This window comes from Lacinutrix sp. MedPE-SW (assembly GCF_001874145.1).
Lineage (GTDB): Bacteria > Bacteroidota > Bacteroidia > Flavobacteriales > Flavobacteriaceae > Lacinutrix.
This window is the reverse complement of record NZ_MPCX01000009.1, coordinates 76150-92636: the sequence shown is the minus strand read 5'-3', so window position 1 is coordinate 92636 and position 16487 is coordinate 76150. Positions and strand designations below refer to the sequence as shown.

General features: G+C 33.7%; 16 protein-coding genes. 2 read left to right on the top strand and 14 right to left on the bottom strand.

Annotation, left to right across the window (positions count from 1 at the left end; all coding sequences use genetic code 11):
- Positions 1-59 precede the first annotated feature (59 nt).
- The 12 genes from paaZ to BM549_RS09735 all read right to left on the bottom strand — a co-directional run bounded on the left by paaZ (position 60) and on the right by BM549_RS09735 (position 12495).
- On the bottom strand, positions 60-2597 hold the full coding sequence (paaZ, locus tag BM549_RS09790) for a phenylacetic acid degradation bifunctional protein PaaZ (protein WP_290470094.1): 2538 nt from the start codon (positions 2595-2597) through the stop codon (positions 60-62).
- Between the two features lie 214 nt (positions 2598-2811).
- Positions 2812-3414 (bottom strand): short chain dehydrogenase, encoded by a 603-nt coding sequence (locus BM549_RS09785; RefSeq protein WP_290470093.1) that lies wholly within the window; start codon positions 3412-3414, stop codon positions 2812-2814.
- Positions 3415-3650: 236 nt separating this feature from the next.
- Entirely contained in the window at positions 3651-4862 is a 1212-nt protein-coding gene (gene pcaF, locus BM549_RS09780; protein ID WP_290470092.1) for a 3-oxoadipyl-CoA thiolase, read from the bottom strand.
- Between the two features lie 260 nt (positions 4863-5122).
- Positions 5123-5530: a hotdog fold thioesterase gene (locus BM549_RS09775; RefSeq protein ID WP_290470091.1), complete on the bottom strand. Its 408-nt coding sequence runs from the start codon at positions 5528-5530 to the stop codon at positions 5123-5125.
- Entirely contained in the window at positions 5531-6685 is a 1155-nt protein-coding gene (locus BM549_RS09770) for a 3-hydroxyacyl-CoA dehydrogenase NAD-binding domain-containing protein (RefSeq protein WP_290470090.1), read from the bottom strand.
- A gap of 94 nt (positions 6686-6779) precedes the next feature.
- On the bottom strand, positions 6780-7562 hold the full coding sequence (locus tag BM549_RS09765) for an enoyl-CoA hydratase-related protein (protein WP_290470089.1): 783 nt from the start codon (positions 7560-7562) through the stop codon (positions 6780-6782).
- Positions 7563-7679: 117 nt separating this feature from the next.
- Positions 7680-8180: a 1,2-phenylacetyl-CoA epoxidase subunit PaaD gene (paaD, locus tag BM549_RS09760; RefSeq protein ID WP_013870239.1), complete on the bottom strand. Its 501-nt coding sequence runs from the start codon at positions 8178-8180 to the stop codon at positions 7680-7682.
- 53 nt (positions 8181-8233) lie between these two features.
- Positions 8234-8989 (bottom strand): 1,2-phenylacetyl-CoA epoxidase subunit PaaC, encoded by a 756-nt coding sequence (gene paaC, locus BM549_RS09755; RefSeq protein ID WP_290470088.1) that lies wholly within the window; start codon positions 8987-8989, stop codon positions 8234-8236.
- Between the two features lie 60 nt (positions 8990-9049).
- Complete coding sequence (paaB, locus tag BM549_RS09750; protein WP_013870237.1) at positions 9050-9337, bottom strand: 1,2-phenylacetyl-CoA epoxidase subunit PaaB; 288 nt, start codon at positions 9335-9337, stop codon at positions 9050-9052.
- 280 nt (positions 9338-9617) lie between these two features.
- Positions 9618-10574: a 1,2-phenylacetyl-CoA epoxidase subunit PaaA gene (gene paaA / locus BM549_RS09745; RefSeq protein WP_290470087.1), complete on the bottom strand. Its 957-nt coding sequence runs from the start codon at positions 10572-10574 to the stop codon at positions 9618-9620.
- Between the two features lie 209 nt (positions 10575-10783).
- Positions 10784-11857, bottom strand: a complete 1074-nt coding sequence (locus BM549_RS09740; RefSeq protein WP_115837662.1) for a 2Fe-2S iron-sulfur cluster-binding protein — start codon at positions 11855-11857, stop codon at positions 10784-10786.
- A gap of 68 nt (positions 11858-11925) precedes the next feature.
- Positions 11926-12495 carry a TetR/AcrR family transcriptional regulator gene (locus tag BM549_RS09735; protein WP_013870234.1) on the bottom strand — a complete coding sequence of 190 codons (570 nt, stop codon included), beginning with the start codon at positions 12493-12495 and terminating at the stop codon, positions 11926-11928.
- Between the two features lie 116 nt (positions 12496-12611).
- Here BM549_RS09735 and BM549_RS09730 point away from each other — a divergent pair, with 116 nt between their 5' ends.
- Together BM549_RS09730 and BM549_RS09725 are read left to right on the top strand one after the other, a co-directional pair.
- The gene (locus tag BM549_RS09730) at positions 12612-14354 is read left to right on the top strand and encodes an aromatic amino acid hydroxylase (protein WP_290470086.1); all 1743 of its coding nucleotides are present in this window, start codon (positions 12612-12614) and stop codon (positions 14352-14354) included.
- Positions 14355-14358: 4 nt separating this feature from the next.
- A complete protein-coding gene (locus tag BM549_RS09725) occupies positions 14359-14664 on the top strand; it encodes a rhodanese-like domain-containing protein (protein ID WP_013870232.1) in 306 nt (101 codons plus the stop codon).
- Here the strand turns inward: BM549_RS09725 and BM549_RS09720 are convergent.
- Both BM549_RS09720 and BM549_RS09715 read right to left on the bottom strand, forming a co-directional pair.
- Positions 14659-15273, bottom strand: a complete 615-nt coding sequence (locus BM549_RS09720) for a DUF4230 domain-containing protein (RefSeq protein WP_290470085.1) — start codon at positions 15271-15273, stop codon at positions 14659-14661. The two genes, BM549_RS09725 and BM549_RS09720, sit on opposite strands and share 6 nt — an antisense overlap.
- A 267-nt stretch (positions 15274-15540) precedes the next feature.
- Complete coding sequence (locus BM549_RS09715; RefSeq protein WP_290470084.1) at positions 15541-16485, bottom strand: GSCFA domain-containing protein; 945 nt, start codon at positions 16483-16485, stop codon at positions 15541-15543.
- Positions 16486-16487: the final 2 nt, after the last annotated feature.

The window sequence follows — 16487 nt, the reverse complement described above, 5'->3', positions numbered from 1 at the left end:
GACGTGGCAATCTCATTAAAAGATTCCTTCACTACGTTCGGAATGACGATTATTTTTTTTTAAATTAATCCGAATTGCTCAAAATGATGATTCAAATGTTTTCTTTCTAATAAATACGCTTCATATTTATTTAATTCACCAAAGACTAGATTCTTCAATTTAACATCTGGATTCTCTTTATAAAATTCTAAATATTTTTCGCGTTGCTCTTTAAATTTTTCAATTGCTGTTTCTAAATCAGCATGTTTTAAATCATCTAATGTGTCTTTTTCTAACTGCGGAAACTGGCTGTTCTTCGGGAATTTATCGTAGTTATATAAACTATGATGTACTTTCTCTAAAATCTTTTCTGGTGTATTGACATCAAAATCTTGAATTTCACCTGAAGCAATTTTATAAGTATATTCTAAATGCTCAATCATGTGTTGTGGCGTCATAATTCCCCATTTAGGTTTAGCATCTGCTTTTAAATTAGAAAGACATTCGTCAATTTTTTCCGAAGTCATCTCCACAAAGGTTTCTTGCTTTTTCTCCACCATCGTTAATATGGTTGCGACAGCTACTAACGGACTATCTTTTTCTGTTTTCTGACTTTCTGGACGGTTTTCAAAATTAGCATCAAATACCTCAACATGCCACTTTACGATTCCGCTTGGATGTTCTGCAGAAGCAACATCTCTATCTACTTTTTCTTTACAGGTTAAACGTACATAAATAGTATCGTTATGATATAATGGTCTTAAAAAACGGATACTATCTAAGCCATAATTGGCTGCTACTGGTCCTTTATTTGGATACACAAATAATCCTGCTGCTGCTGAAATAATAAAATAACCATGCGCTGTTCTCTTTTCGAAAATACTTCCGTCTAAAGATGTAATATCGGTATGTGCATAGAAGTGATCCCAAGTTAAATTGGCAAAATTTTGAATATCATTATCAGTTAATGTACGCTTATGGGTTTTTAATGACATTCCTGGTTGAATATCCTCCCAATGGTATTGAAACGGATGCTGTTCTGCTTCCTTATATTTTGCATTTTGCTGGTAAATTCCAGTGATTTCGGTAATAGTTGTTGGCGAACCTTGAATAGCTGTACGTTGTAAATAATGTTTAATACCACGCATGCCTCCCATTTCTTCGCCTCCACCAGCACGTCCTGGACCACCATGAACCAAATATGGTAATGGCGAACCATGACCAGTACTTTGCTTCGCACTTTCTCTATTTAAGACTAAAATTCTACCATGATGAGATGCTGCATTTATCACATAATCCTTAGCGATTTTATCATCATTGGTGGCAATAGAAGACACTAACGACCCTTTACCCATTTGCGCCAAAGTAATAGCTTCGTCTAGGTTTTTATAAGGCATGATGGTACTTACTGGTCCGAAAGCTTCACGCTCGTGAATGACAGTATTTTGAAAAGGGTTATCAGCTCGTAATAAAATCGGACTAATAAAAGCGCCATTTTTAGCATCTGCTCCAATGGTCTTAATTGCATCTAAATTACCATATACAATTTGTGCTTCTTTAGATAAATCGTTTACCGAATCTCGAACTGCTTGCACTTGTTGATGACTAACTAAAGAACCCATTCTCACCTCTTTTAATCTTGGGTCTCCAATAGTTACTTTATCTAGCTGTTTTGCTAATGCGGTTTGCACATCGTCTACTAATTTCTCAGGAACAATGATGCGTCTAATCGCTGTACATTTTTGTCCAGCTTTAACCGTCATTTCCTTTCTAACTTCTTTAATAAACAAGTCGAATTCTGGTGTCCCAGGAACCGCATCTTCTCCTAAAATAGACGCATTTAAAGAATCGGCTTCCATAGTAAAAGGCACAGATTCTTGAATCAATCTTGGATGCGCTTTTAATAAGCGTCCGGTTTGTGCAGAACCTGTAAAAGTAACCACATCTTGAGATTCTACAGTGTCTAGAATATTTTTAACCGTTCCGTTTATGATTTGTAATGCGCCTTCTGGTAAAATACCTGAATCTATAATGGTTCTTGCAACTGCTTCTGCTAAATAGGATGACGAAGGTGCAGGTAATACAACAGCAGGAACTCCAGCCATCCAGTTTACTGCGCATTTTTCTAACATGCCCCAAACTGGGAAGTTGAATGCATTAATATGTACTGCAACTCCTTTTTTAGGCACCATAATATGATGCGCCATAAAACGTCCGCCACGAGATAAATCGATAGCATCGCCTTCTACGTGATAGGGTTGATTAGGGAATAATTTTCGTAACGACGCGTTTGCAAACAGGTTACCAAAACCACCTTCAATATCTATCCAACTATCTACTTTGGTTGCTCCTGTTCTATAGCTTAAATCGTAAAACGCATCTTTTCTTTTGGTAAGATATAATGCTAATTTTTTAAGCATGTTTCCACGCTCTTGAAATGTCATTTTACGAAGTACTTCTCCTCCTTTTGTTCGTCCGTAGTTTAAAATTTCGGGAACATCTAATCCTTCTATTGCAACGCTAGTAAATGCTTCACCAGTTACTGCATCTAGAATTGGTGTTCCTTCTTCTTTTCCTGTTGTCCAAGAACCTTGAACGTAATGTTTTATCTTTTCCATCTTAATGCCCACGAAAATGGGTATCTATTAAATTAGACTTCTATTTTTTTTGCGTTACCTAAAGGTCGGGCTTTCGGCAGTCGCTTTTTTTGTGAAAAACAAAAAAGAGCTTCAACAAATGCCTCTATCCCTAACGCACTTACTTGCTATGTTCTTTTCTTAGCCAAAATTTATTTCCTTTTTACTAAGAGATTCCTGCCTACGCAGGAATTAGTTAAGCGAGAATCCTTAAAATTCTGCCTGTAATTTTTCCTTCGATAGATTTTACATAACCATCTACAATTTTGTCCATAGACACTGGTGTATTTCCTGGAAAATAATCTTTGTATTTTTCGTAAGCATCTTCTACTAAATCTGAAGAAACAGCATTTATTCTAATACCGTTTTCTAACTCTAAAGCGACAGCTTTTACAAAACTGTGAATTCCTCCATTAACCATAGCAGCACTAGTTGTCATATCTACTGGATCATCTGCCAAAATTCCTGTTGACAATGTAATTGAACCATTTTTGTTTAAAAACTCTTTACCAATACGAACCGTATTTACCTGTCCCATTAGTTTGCTTTTTATACCAATATAAAAATCCTCTTCTGATAAATTGTTGAATTTATCCCACTTTGCATCACCAGCAACAGCAACAATAGCATCAAGTTTACCAATAGTTTCAAACATAGATTTAATGGATTTAGATTCTGAAAAATCGACATTTATATCACCTGAATTTCGTCCAGCAACTATAACTTCATGTTTTATTGAAAGTCTTTCAGTTACTTTTTTGCCTATGGTTCCGTTTCCTCCTATAATTAGTATTTTCATTTATTTTTTTCTTAATGTTCATTTTGTCTTGAAACAAAACGAACCAAAAATTCAAGTTGAAATGAGGAATTTTCAAAACTTGTTACACAGTTTTAAAACCTCAAAATGAAATCTAAATTTTTTCCAAGGTTTCAAAAATTTTTAACGATTTCATTTTTTTATTCTGCATTTCAACGGTGACTTTCAGCCATTTTGAATCTAAAACCTATAACTGAATCGCCAATTTTCTAATTTCTTTATTCTACTCTTTCTATAATTGCTGCATAACCTTGTCCAACGCCTATACACATGGTAATCAACGCATATTTCTTATTCTGCTCCTGCAACTCTAAAGCCGCAGAATACGCCACTCTTGCTCCTGTAACGCCAAGCGGATGACCGATAGCAATAGCGCCTCCGTTTGGATTAATTCTTGGGTCGTTATCTTCTAATCCCCAAGCGCGAATGCAGGCCAAAGCTTGTGCTGCAAAGGCTTCGTTAAGCTCGATGATATCCATATCGTCCATGGTTAAACCTGCTTTTTCTAATGCTTTATTAGACGCTTGCACTGGACCAATACCCATGATTCTTGGCTCGACACCAACCACTGCAGAACTTACAATTTTTGCTAATGGTTTAAGATTATACTTTTTTACTGCATCTTCACTCGCTATAATGGTTGCTGCAGCGCCATCGTTTAATCCAGAAGAATTTCCTGCGGTTACGCTTCCGCCTTCTTTTTTAAAGGCTGCTCTTAGTTTTCCTAAAACCTCAAGAGATGTTGTTGGTTTTACAAACTCATCTTTTGAAAATTGAATTGGGTCTTTTTTACGTTGCGGAATTTCGACAGTAACAATTTCTTTTGCTAGTCGTCCGTTTTCTTGTGCTTTGGTTGCCTTTTGCTGACTCCAAAGTGCGAATTTGTCTTGGTCTTCGCGAGATATATTATATTTTTCTACTAAGTTTTCTGCAGTCATTCCCATGCCATCTGTGCCATACATTTCGTGCATTTTCGGGTTTACAAATCGCCATCCGAAAGTAGAATCATATAGTTTTGAATCTCCTCCAAATGCTGATGATGGTTTTGCCATAACGTATGGACCACGTGTCATGTTTTCTACTCCACCAGAAATAAAAACATCTCCATCGCCTGTTTTTATGGCACGATTTGCATGAATAATTGCTGACAATCCTGAACTACAAAGTCGGTTAACGGTTTCTCCAGGAACTGTAAATGGCAATCCTGCTAAGAGTGAAGACATACGTGCAACATTACGATTGTCTTCTCCTGCTTGGTTGGCACAACCCATAATAACATCGTCGTATGCTTCTTTTGGGATGTTTGGATTACGTTTTACAACTTCTTCTATTACTAAAGCGCCTAAATCGTCTGTACGAACAGCAGATAATGTGCCTTTGTAGTTTCCTATTGGTGTTCTAATTCCGTCTATTATGTATGCTTCTTTCATAATTAATGCCTGCTTAGACAGGAGCTTTTATATTGTTATTTCTTTTTTCTTCTATTCATTTTGTCTTGATACAAAACGAACCAAAAAATCATATTGAAATGAGGAAATTGCTAAAGCAACATTCTCTTTCGGAATTACGTGCTTAAAGCTTCGCTTTGCATCTACATTCCTTCATTCATTATTTCTGCATTTCAATGTTCAATTCTATGAATTGAAATAGGGATTTGACTTTTTAATTTTGTTAGTGCTTTAATTCTATACTATTCTTCCCAATCTTTATTTGTTCGATAAACAACACCTTTAAAAAGTGCAACTAATTCTTCTCCTCTTTTGACTTCAATAATATTGAAACCTAATTTATTTTTTACGTTTTCTATTACAGATTCTGCTGTTAAATAATCGCCTTCATTTAATGCTTCGATGTGGTTGATACTTGTTTCAATAGAAACGGCATATTTACCATGTGTATTTGCTGCAAATCCAAATGCTGTATCAGCTAAGGAATAACTGATTCCGCCATGTGCTTTACCCATGCTATTTAGCATTTCTTTTCTTACAGTCATTGCTACTTTACAGCGTCCGATTTCGCATTCTAGAATTTCTATTCCTAGCCACGTGCTGTAGGCGTCCTGCCTTAACATTTTATGTGGAATTGCTTCGCCTTTCATTTAAAAAAACGTTTTGTTTTCTCTATTCATTTTACGTAATAATGGACTGCAACGGTATCTATCTTCGTGGTACTCGTTATATAATTCATCCATTTTATTAACACACCAATCGATGCCTTTTTCATCTGCCCAAGCCAATAACCCTTTTGGATAATTAACTCCTTTAGTCATGGCATTGTCTATATCTTCTGCAGATGCGATGTTTAAAAATAGTGCGTCTGCTGCTTCATTAATTAGCATGACTAAGACTCTGTTGAAAATAGTTTCAGATAATGCTGCATCTTTTGTTGGTTCTGGTTTTATAGCTCCTTCAGAATAATCATAATAGCCTTTTCCTGACTTACGTCCTAAATATCCTGCTTCAGCAAAGCGTTTTTGTGTGAATGCTGGTTTATATCTTGGATCGAAATAAAAGGCTGTAAATACTGTTTCGGTTACAGTGTAGTTGACATCGTTTCCTATAAAATCCATAAGTTCAAATGGTCCCATTCTGAATTTACCAACGCTTTTTAAAGCATTATCTATAGTTGCAAAATCCGCCATTCCTTCTTCATAAATTCTTAAAGCTTCGCCATAAAAAGGTCTTGCGACTCTATTTACAATAAAACCTGGTGTGTCTTTAGCGACTGCTACTACTTTTTTCCAGTCTTTAATTGTTTGAATTGATTTTTCAAGTACTTCTTTTGAGGTTTGAATTGCTGGAATAACCTCAACCAATTTCATTAAAGGTGCTGGATTGAAAAAATGAATTCCGACGCAACGTTCTGGTTTTTGTAATGAAGCTGCAATAGAAGCTATAGATAAACTAGATGTGTTTGAAGCGATTATACAATCGTCTGCAACATAACTTTCTAATTCTGAAAACACTTTTTTCTTGATATCTAAGTTTTCAATAATAGCTTCGATCGTTAAGTTGGCATCAGCTAAATCTTTTAGACTATCTACGTAAGAAATGTTAGATTGAATTCTGTTTTTTTCTTCTGTATTTATTCGTCCTTTTTCAATTAAACGATTTAAAATTTTCTCCAAACTCGCTTTAGCTTTATCTAAAGCCGCTTGATTGGTATCGTATAATTTTACTTTACAACCAGCAGTTGCAGCAACTTGTGCGATGCCACTTCCCATTGTACCAGATCCTATTATTCCTACGTTCATTTATTTCTTTTTTATGGATTCCGCATCGCGTGCGGAATGACAAAACTGTTATTTAATAGATGAGATCCTGAAATGAGTTCAGGATAAAGACAATTTAATTGCCTTTGAAATTTGGTTTACGTTTTTCTATAAATGCAGCAACACCTTCGGCATAATCATTACTACTTGCTGCTTCTATTTGTAATTTAGATTCTAAAGCCAATTGCTCTTCTAAAGTATTGGTTAATGACTCATTAAATGCTTCTTTAATTTTACCTAGAGCTAAGGTTGGCATGTTTGCTAATTTTAAAGCGAGTTTATTAACGTCTTCTTCAAAGTTTTCTAAAGGAATCATTTTGTAAATCATTCCCATTTTTTCTGCTTCTTCAGCTCCAATCTTATCACCTAACATGGCTAAAGCTTGCGCTTTTTGAAAACCGATTAATCTTGGTAAAAAATACGTTCCTGCACTATCTGGAATTAAGCCTATTAAACTAAATGCTTGTATAAAATTCACTTTTTCATGTGCTACAACAATATCACAGGCCAAGGCAATGTTGGCTGCTGCTCCAGCTGCAACACCATTTACTGCTGCGATAATTGGTTTTTTAATCGCTCGGATTTTTATTATTATTGGATTATAATGCTCGTCTAATATTTTTTTAAAACCAGGATTTAAGTCTGGATCTGTAACTTCTTTTAAATCTTGACCAGCACCAAACGCTTTTCCTGCTCCAGTGATTACAATGGCTCTAACTTCTGCATTTGCTGCGCAAGCATCTAAAGTATCTTGAAATAAAAATGCCATTTCTCTATTTATACTATTAAATACTTCTGGTCTGTTTAGCGTGATGTACGCTATTTTATTTTCTATTTTTAAAAGAATGCTTTTACTCATATGTTTTTTATTTTGAATTCTGCATCAAGTGCGGAATGACAAATCGTTTTATTTAATAATCTCTCTTTTGTTTTTGCTGATGAGATCCTGAATCAAGTTAAGGATGACTACAAATTATCATTTGAGACATTTAAAATAATCAAATGGTTCTTGGCAATCGTCGCACTGAAATTGTGCTTTACATGCTGTAGAACCAAACTGACTTACTAATCTTGTATTTGTGGAACCACAATTAGTACATTTTACCAATCGTTTTCCATTTAGCAACACGTCTTTATCTGCTTCTGCATTTAAAGGTGCTGCAATACCGTAATCTTCTAGTGCTTTTCGTCCTCTTGGTGTAATCCAATCGGTTGTCCAAGCTGGTGCAAGGATTAATTCTATTTCAGAATCATATCCTGCGGTTTTTAAAGCTGCTTTTATATCGTCACCAATCACGTCCATTGCTGGACAACCACTATAGGTTGGTGTGATTTGAACTTTCACTTTATTATTTTCGATGACAGCAGAACGTACAACTCCCATATCCATTATGGATAATACTGGAATTTCAGGATCAGACACTTTTTCCAGAATTGGAATTAATATTGATTCTATGTTTTGCTCTGTTGTTGTCATATTATTTTCTATGAGATCCTGAATCAAGTTCAGGATGACAAATCAATGATTTGTTACCATTCCATATTTGGATAGGTACGCTGCATGTATTGTAAATCGCTTAATAAATATCCTAAATGTTCTGTATGAATACCTTGTTTGCCTCCTTTTTGAAACCACTTAGATTCTGGAACAGTTAAAGTTGCTTCTTTTAAAACCGCTTCTACTTTCTCGTAATATGCTTCCTTTAGTTTGGTTACATCTACACCAACACCTTCTGAAACCATAGCTTTATCTGCTTCAGTTTGATGAAAAAGCTCATCTGTGTAGGTCCATAAACCATCTATGGCTTCTTGCATTTTTTCTTTACTTTCAGCTGTTCCATCTCCCAATCGTTTTAACCAATCGGTAGAAAAACGTTGATGATAGCTTACTTCTTTTAGCGACTTTGTTGCAATTGCTGAAAGCGTTAAATCCTTACTTTTTTCTAATTGAGTTAAAAAGAGAAAGTGATACACATCGAACAAAAACTGACGTGCAATAGTATATGCAAAATTGGTATTTGGTTGTTCTACCAATAACACATTTACATATTCTCTTTCTTTACGAAGCATTGCAATATCATCTTCGGTTCTATTATCACCAGCTATTTTTGCTGCATATTGGTAATAGCTTCGTACTTGACCAAATAAATCTAGTGAAATATTTGTACAGGCAATATCTGTTTCTAAGCTTGGTCCGTGACCTGTAAGTTCTCCTAGTCTTTGACCAAGAATAAGTGAATTGTCTGCGATACCAAGTATGTATTTGTATAAGTTTTCGTTTTTCATTTTAATTGTTTCATTTGATGAGATCCTGAAACAAGTTCAGGATGACAAATCAAAGATTTATCACATATGCTTTACTTCGTCTGGTAAATCGTAAAATGTTGGATGACGATATACTTTATCTTGAGCAGGTTCAAACATTTCACCATTATTCTCAGGATTGGATGCTGTAATATGCTTAGATTCTACCACCCAAATACTTACACCTTCGCTTCTTCTGGTGTAGACATCTCTTGCGTTTTCTAATGCCATTTCCTCATCTGCTGCGTGTAAACTTCCGCAGTGACGATGTTCTAATCCGTTTTTACTTCTTACGAATACTTCCCATAAGGGCCAATTTTTTGTTGACATAATTTTTAATGCCTGTAAAAACAGGTATCTTATTAATTATATTTATATTTTCTTTTTTCTTTATGTTCATTTTGTCTTGAAACAAAACGAACCAAAAGTTCAAGTTGAAATGAGGAATTTTTAAAACTTCTTTTAGAGTTTTAAAACCTCAAAATGAAATCTAAATTTTTTCCAAGGCTTCAAAAATTCTTAACGATTTCATTTTGTTATTCTGCATTTCAACATGGTGATTATTTGCTAACTGATTTTTAAATCAAAAGTCATTGACCATTTAACTTTATTAAACCGCCTTCTTCTCTTTTCTATCTTGTTTCTTTTCGGCATGTGCCATTGCTGCGTCACGAACCCATGCTCCATTTTCCCATGCATTTACTCTTGCTTTCATGCGTTCCTTATTCATTGGTCCATGACCTTTTACAACTTGCCAAAACTCGTCCCAATCGATTTCTCCAAAGTCATAACTTTGGCGTTCTTCATTCCATTTTAAATCTGGATCTGGAATGGTTAAACCTATTAATTCTGCTTGTGGAACGGTTTGGTCTATGAACTGCTGACGTAAATCGTCGTTAGACTTACGTTTTAGTTTCCATTTCATAGATTGTGCTGTATGAATTGACTCTGCATCTGTTGGGCCTAACATCATTAAACTTGGCCACCACCAACGATTTAAAGCATCTTGTGCCATTTCTTTTTGTTCTGGTGTTCCGTTTGCCAATTTTATCATGATTTCATACCCTTGACGTTGGTGGAAACTTTCTTCTTTACACACACGAATCATTGCTCTTGCATATGGCCCATAAGACGTGTTACACAGTGGTACTTGATTGATAATTGCTGCGCCATCAACTAACCAGCCAATGGCTCCCATATCTGCCCAAGTAATGGTTGGATAGTTAAAAATAGATGAATATTTTGCTTTACCTGTGTGCAACTGCTCGTACATTTCTTCTCTAGAAATACCTAAAGTTTCGGTTGCTGAATATAGATATAATCCATGTCCTGCTTCGTCTTGCACTTTTGCAAGCAATGCTACTTTACGTCTTAAAGATGGTGCTCTTGTAATCCAGTTACCTTCTGGAAGCATACCTACAATTTCGGAATGTGCGTGTTGCGACATTTGCCTAATATGCGTTTTACGATATTTTTCTGGCATCCAATCTTTTGGTTCGATTTTCTCGTCTCTTGCGATACGTGCTTCGAATTGTTCTTCTAAATTTTTTACTTGTTCTTCACTCATAATCTTAAGCTTTTAGCTACTAGCTTTTGGCTTTTAGCTTGTTGAACTTCTTTTTTATTAGCTGTTGGCTGTTGGCCTTTTGCTGTTGGCGCGTTAAGGATTGCAACGACATCCTTTTTTGTTTTTCTCAAAAAAGATATAGTGGAAAGCCTGACCCTTTTGGGTAACGCTAAAATTATTATTTTAAGATTCCTTTTTTCAAAGAAATTTTACACGTCGAAATCGACGATTACTTTATCTGTTGTTGGTACTGCTTGACAGCTTAGCACCAGGTTTTGCGCGACTTCTTTATCGTCTAGCGCGTAATTTATTTTCATTTCTACGTTTCCTTCTATGACCTCGCATTTGCAGGTGCTACAAACGCCACCTTTGCAGGCGAATGGCAAATCGGCTCCTGCACCTAAGGCTGCATCGAGAATGTTATCGTACTCTTTGGTCATGGTGAAGGCGAATTCTTTTCCGCCATCGACTATGATTACTTCTGTTCCTTCTACATTTTGTTGTGCTAGACGCTCGGCTCTTTTAATATCTTCGTCTGATAAACCTGTTACGAATAACTCGAAATGCACGAGTTCTTTAGGTAAACCTGCGTTTATTAAGTAGTCGCTTACAAAGTGTACCATTTTTTCTGGTCCGCAAAGGAAAACTTCGCTCGTGTCTGGAATATCTATAAACGTTTTGGTTAAAACTTGCATCTTTTCATCGTCAAAACGTCCGTTAAACAACTCGATATCGCGACGTTCTTTGGTTAAGAAATAATAGATTTCTAGTCTACCAAAGTATGTGTTTCGAAGTTGCTCTAAGGCTTCTTTAAAGATTATTGATTTTGCTGTTTTATTAACGTAAAACAATTTGCAAGTTGCGTTAGGCTCTGCCGATAAATGTGCTTTTAACATTGAAAGCACTGGCGTGATACCACTTCCTGCTGCAAAAAACAGATAATTTTTTGATGCTTCTGGCTGTACCTCGACACCAAAGGTACCACTTGGCACCATAACCTCTAACTCGTCTCCTGCTTTTAAATTATTATTTATATAGCTTGAAAACTTACCTCCGGAAATTTGTTTTACTGCAACTTTCCACTCGTTATCGTTTGGGCCAGAACATAGCGAATATGACCGACGAACATCTTCGCCATTAATATCTGCTTTTAGCGTTAAATGCTGACCTTGACGAAATTTGAATTCGTTTTTTAAATTATCTGGAACAGCGAAAGAAACAACCGAAGTATCGTCTGTCTCCTTATATATATCTTGTATTTTTAGTTTATAGAATTGTGCCATTATTATTTCTTAATCCTTAAACTAACACTTGTTAGTTAGTGATACAAAGTTAAGAAATAATTTGATACCTAAATGTTAATTCCGTGAATGAGTACTTTATTTAAATTATTTGCTAAATCGTTTGCGTTTAGTTCCTCTTTTTTAGGTATCCATATGTATAGTGAACGTAATGTGGTAAGCATTGAAAACATTACAATTTCTGGATTTACATTTTTAAGTTCTGATGATTCAATACCTTGTTGTATGATGGAAAGAAAATCTTTTTCGTAATTATCTCTTAAACTTAAATAATAGTTTAATTGTGTTTCTAAATGCATCCAATCGTTGTTTAAGGATGCCATTCCATATATATTTTCACTTGCTATTTTTACATGCAAAGCCACAATTTGCTTTAGCTTATCTATACAAGAAAGTTTTGAGTCTTGTACCAGCTTCATGCCTTGTGTAAATTCTTCGGCAATTGAAATTATTATAGTATTTAAAATATCTTGTTTAGAATTGATATGGTTGTAAAGACTAGCTGCTTTTATTCCCATAGCTGTAGCCAAATCTCGCATAGTAACCGCACTGTATCCTTTTTCTTTAAAAAGTTTAGCTGCTACTCTTATTATTTCTTCTTTACGTGTTTCTTGTTTCATCGCTACTAATATACATATTCAACAGAAATTAAAAGATTAAAAAAATTACCTTATAAATGCGGTTTTATTATTCATAACTTTGTAAATCTCTAATTTATATTATTTTAATTTTTAGAATGAACCAGAACATTGAGACAAATCCACTTATAGACAGACTTCCTCCTCATTTAAAACAATTTATAAAGCCGCAAAATTATGATGATTACAGCCCAATTAATCAAGCTGTTTGGCGTTATATTATGAGAAGAAATGTTTCTTATTTAAGTAAAGTTGCTCACCATTCTTATTTAAAAGGGCTAGATTTAACAGGTATTTCTATAGAAAACATACCAAGTATGTATGGCATGAACCGCATATTAAAAAATATTGGTTGGGCTGCTGTTGCTGTAGATGGTTTTATTCCTCCCAATGCTTTTATGGAGTTTCAAGCTTATAAAGTTTTAGTTATAGCTTCAGATATTAGGCAATTAGAAAATATAGAATATACGCCTGCTCCAGATATTATACATGAAGCTGCAGGACATGCTCCAATTATTGCAAACCCAGATTATGCTGAGTACTTAAGACGTTTTGGAGAAATAGGGTCGAAAGCTATTTTATCTTCACATGATAATGACATGTACGAAGCTGTTCGTGCTTTATCCATTTTAAAAGAAGCTGCAACATCAACTAATGAAGAAATTGCCATAGCCGAAGAACATGTAAATACTTTACAAAATAAAAAAGTACCACTTTCTGAAATGGCAAAAATTAGAAATTTACATTGGTGGACTGTAGAATACGGACTAATAGGCTCTATTAAAAACCCAAAAATTTATGGTGCTGGATTACTATCTTCCATTGGCGAAAGCGAATGGTGCATGACAGATGCTGTTATTAAAAAACCCTATAGTATTGAAGCTGCCGAAGTAGAATTTGATATTACAAAACCACAGCCTCAACTTTTTGTTACTCCAGATTTTGCTTATCTTATGGAAGTTCTTGAAGAATTTTCTAGTACTATGGCTTTAAGAAAAGGTGGTTTTAGAGGTATGCAAAAATTAATTGATTCTAAAAAAATAGGAAGTATTGAACTTAATACTGGTTTACAAATTTCTGGCGTATTTACTGAAATGATAACCGATGAAGACAACAATGTTGTATTTTTTAAAACAGAAGGTCCTACAGCTTTAGCTAATAGAGAAAAAGAATTAATTGGGCACGGACAACATGAAAATATAAATGGTTTTTGTTCGCCTATTGGAAAATTAAAAGGCATCAATCTTGCTATTGAGGATATGGGACCACGCGATCTTAAAGCTTACAACTTTTACGATGGCAAACGTTTATTTATAGAATACGATAGCGGTATTACCGTAGAAGGCTTAAACGTAACTGGAATAAGAAATATTTATGGTAAATTAATTTTAATTGAATTTGAAGATTGCACTGTTAAACATAAAGACAGAATATTATTTTCTCCAAATCAAGGCACTTTTAAACTTGCAGTTGGCTCATCTATAGTTTCTGCTTTTGCAGGTGCAGCAGATTTTAGATCTTTTAATAATTTGTATCATGTTTCTGAAACAAATACAGAACAAAATATTAAAAGCAAAAAAACATTAGCATTAGAACGTTTATATAAAAATGTTAGAGATTTAAGAAGTTTAGCATATTCTAAAGAAAGCATAACTTCAATTGTACAAAGCTTAAAAAGCGACCATCCAGAGGATTGGCTATTACTTTTAGAGCTGTATGAAATTACAAATAAGAACGATCAAAATTTAAGTGAATTACTATTAACACATTTAGATGATATAAAACATAAAAGACCAGAAGTTGCTCATCTAATTACAAATGGTCTTGAATTAACAAATTAAAATTATGGGATTTTTAGATTTTATTTTTGGTGCTAAAAAACGACAAGTTGAAACATATTTAAATAATGGCGCAGTGATTTTAGACGTAAGAAGTCAACGCGAATGGGATAAAGGCCATATTGAAAATGCAGTACACATACCAATAGACGAATTAAACAATCGTGTTGATGAAGTTAAAGCTTTAAACAAACCTATTATAGCTTGTTGCGAAAGCGGTGTACGTTCCGCGAAAGCAGCAAAATTTTTAAACCTAAATAATATTAGCGCTATAAATGGTGGCGGTTGGATTGGTTTAAAAAAGAAATTATAATTTTAAACCGTTTAATTCTTCTACTGCTTGTATGGTATTTTGATTGTATTGCAGTGTCCAACCTAGAGAATTAGTAAGAATATAAAATTTAGCTAACTCACTTATTAACCTATTTTGTGCATTAGATTTTAAATCTGAAGCTTCGATTTTTTTCATTAATTGCTGGTTTACCGTTTTTTTAATGGCATTATAATCGTTTGCCTCAAATGGGTTTAAAAAATCTGCTTGTACATCGTAGTACTCAAAATCGGGATAAATTTTTATTTCTTCCTTCGGAATATTTAAAATAGTTAGTGTTTTGGTTTCTTCGTTAATTTTATATTCAATTTTACTTAAATCGTAAGCCACAGTAACATCTGCATTTACAACTACCAACGCTTTTTTTTCTACAGAAATTAAACTTCCAAATAAATCTTTTGAATTATTATAATTAAATACTTGACTAAAATGACCTTCGGTAACCACAAGTTTACCAACATTTTTAAGTGATTCTTGAATTAAAGCAGAATGTTCCTGAAGCGTAATTTTGTCTTTTTTCTTTTCACTACAGTATTTAAAACTAAAGAGTATTATTAAAGTTATAATTACTCCAAAAAGTATTTTTCTCATACCTCTAAAATAGTTAAACTTTAAGTTTTTAAAAGTTTAAAAACTGTTAATACATTAAATAAAAATTTAAACAAAATAAAAACACCAGTCTTCAAATTAAATATTTGGAACACTGATGTTTAAATGAATTGATTAATAGCAAGTCTAATATAGTTAATTTTCAAAATAAACACTATTTTTTTTCGATAAAAACAAAAAATATCTGTTTATTCACTAAATCAATAAAATAAGACAATAAAAATTAATGAAATCGTAATTTAAAAAACACTAAAAATTAATATGAGGATATCTATTTTTTAGTTGTTCTTTTTTAAAATCAAGTTTATTTAAAAACTTTTGGTGCGCTTGAGACTCACTATTAAATGGCTTGTGTTGAAGTCCTTTTTGTACGGTATTTATCTCATCTATTATTTTTTGAGTTTCCGCACTCATCCAAACGTCTTGAAATTTATGCCATATATATTTTATAGCTGTATCATTAGGATGCAACATATCACTTTTATAAAAACGATAATCGCGAAGCTCATCCATCATAATCTCATAAGATGGAAAATAAAGTACATCCTTATTTAAAGTTTGATGTATAGCAGATATTAAATGCGCCTTACTTTGCATATTTTCTACAAAGCCATCTTTTATATGCCTTACTGGAGACACTGTAAAAACTACTGTAGCATGTTTATTTAGCTTTTTTATATTTACTAAACAATTTTGAAGACTTTTCTCTATACTTTCAATAGACAGTAGTGTTTTTTTAAATGCTTTTTGAGGTACTTTGTGGCAATTAGCTACAATTCTATTTTCTTCTATTAAATTATAGACCCAAGCTGTACCTAAGGTAATTATGATATGTGTTGATTCTAAAATACTTTTTTCAAGTAAAAGTAATTGTGCATTTAAATTTTTAAGCAAACTTTCTTTTGAAGTATTACTTAACACCGAATGCGCATCAAAGCTATGCCATTGTTCATTATGAAAAAAGACATCGCCATCTGTATATTGTTTTTGCTGAAGTGCTTTTAAAACTACTGTTTCTATAGCTTTAGGATGAAATAATATACCAAAAGGATTTGAAACCGATTGAAACTTAAAATACTCTAATTTACTACCTATATTCTCTGAAAAACAAGAACCTAAAAGCAAGAGTTTTGAATTATAATCTATAAGATTATGCTCTTGCTTTTTAAGTTTTATGTTTGTTTGTAGTTTCATTT